We start from the raw sequence: 1,120 nt of genomic DNA on the forward strand, positions 1-1,120 counted from the left end.
CACCGTCGCGACCGTTGCGAGCGTCGCGCTTTACTCGATTACTTCAAATGCAGGTGCTTCCACCACCATGTAAGTCAGCTGGATGCGCCGTCCGGCGTACTTGGTTTTGTTTTCGTACTTCACCCGATGTTCTTCCAACAGGCGGCTGGCATTCACATTCAGATACTTGGTGAGCCGGTTCACCGCCATATCCGTTTGAATCGCTTGAGCCAGCTCGGTGGGACTTCCTTCCCTTTCCCGGTTGTCGGCAGATACGATCTTTGCCACGGCTTCCAGTACCGGGTCTGTAAGTTGCTTCCAAAGCTTATTCTCTGCATGGTCGAGACCTTAAATCAGGCTCTCTTGGTCTTTGCTTAGATACAGCCGCTGATCCGGCTGGTCTCTGCCTACCACTTCCAGAGTGGCCTTACTATCTGTCCGCTTCTCCTTCTTCATCAGGAGCGCCCCATCCGCACAGCCCAGCAGGCCGGTTGTACCGGAAATTATCTCAAAGCTGTCTCCCGCAGGCTGCTTTCTGGTGTGGTGAACGATCAGGACGCAGACACCATATCGTCAGAAAATTGCTTCAGCTTGCCGATTACCTCATAAATGAGTTTGGTATCGCTGTGTTCCCGGACGAACTTTTCCAGCTGTTCACCCAGGCCACCGCCGATCGTCTTGGCGCTGGTGGCGAAGTGGAGGGAGCTTGTCCCCTCCACTCCGAACATTCGGAATATCCGGCGCTGCAAACGGTTCTCGTCATCTTCCAAAGCAAGATAAAGGACGGTGCCCTGGTGGACTTTGTAGCTCCACAAGTCTTGCCCGATACTGACATGGTGGGCGATCTGTGCCACCAGGAAGGACTTGCCGATTTTGGGCGCTCTGGCAAGGATGTACGCTCCCATGTAGAGCAGGTTCTCAATCATCGCGGACTTTCCCTCGAACACATTGTCCATCAGCTCGTCTATGGTAACAGTATGCAGGTAAGCCGGGTCGCTCATGCGGCGCATTTTCCGATAAAGTTCCTCCAAATCTCTTTCCGGGGAATTGCTTTTTTCATCCGGGTCTGGTATAGTGGTCTTGTAATTTTGAGAGATTGACTGCCCATCATCTGCGCCAACAGATGAACCATGGGCGGTCA

The 1,120-nt window shown here is 53.3% G+C and carries 2 protein-coding genes; both read right to left on the reverse strand.

Features of this window, described 5'->3' with window-relative positions; genetic code table 11:
- Window positions 1-30 precede the first annotated feature (30 nt).
- Window positions 31-267 carry a hypothetical protein gene (locus tag ACTQ3V_RS15595; RefSeq protein WP_441468290.1) on the reverse strand — a complete coding sequence of 79 codons (237 nt, stop codon included), beginning with the start codon at window positions 265-267 and terminating at the stop codon, window positions 31-33.
- A 263-nt stretch (window positions 268-530) separates the two neighbouring features.
- Window positions 531-1,120 (reverse strand): AAA family ATPase (locus ACTQ3V_RS15600; protein ID WP_441468291.1); only part of this gene is annotated, 590 nt, incomplete at its 5' end.

The sequence above is a fragment of the Candidatus Agathobaculum pullicola genome, from assembly GCF_052117205.1.
Taxonomy (GTDB): domain Bacteria; phylum Bacillota; class Clostridia; order Oscillospirales; family Butyricicoccaceae; genus Agathobaculum; species Agathobaculum pullicola.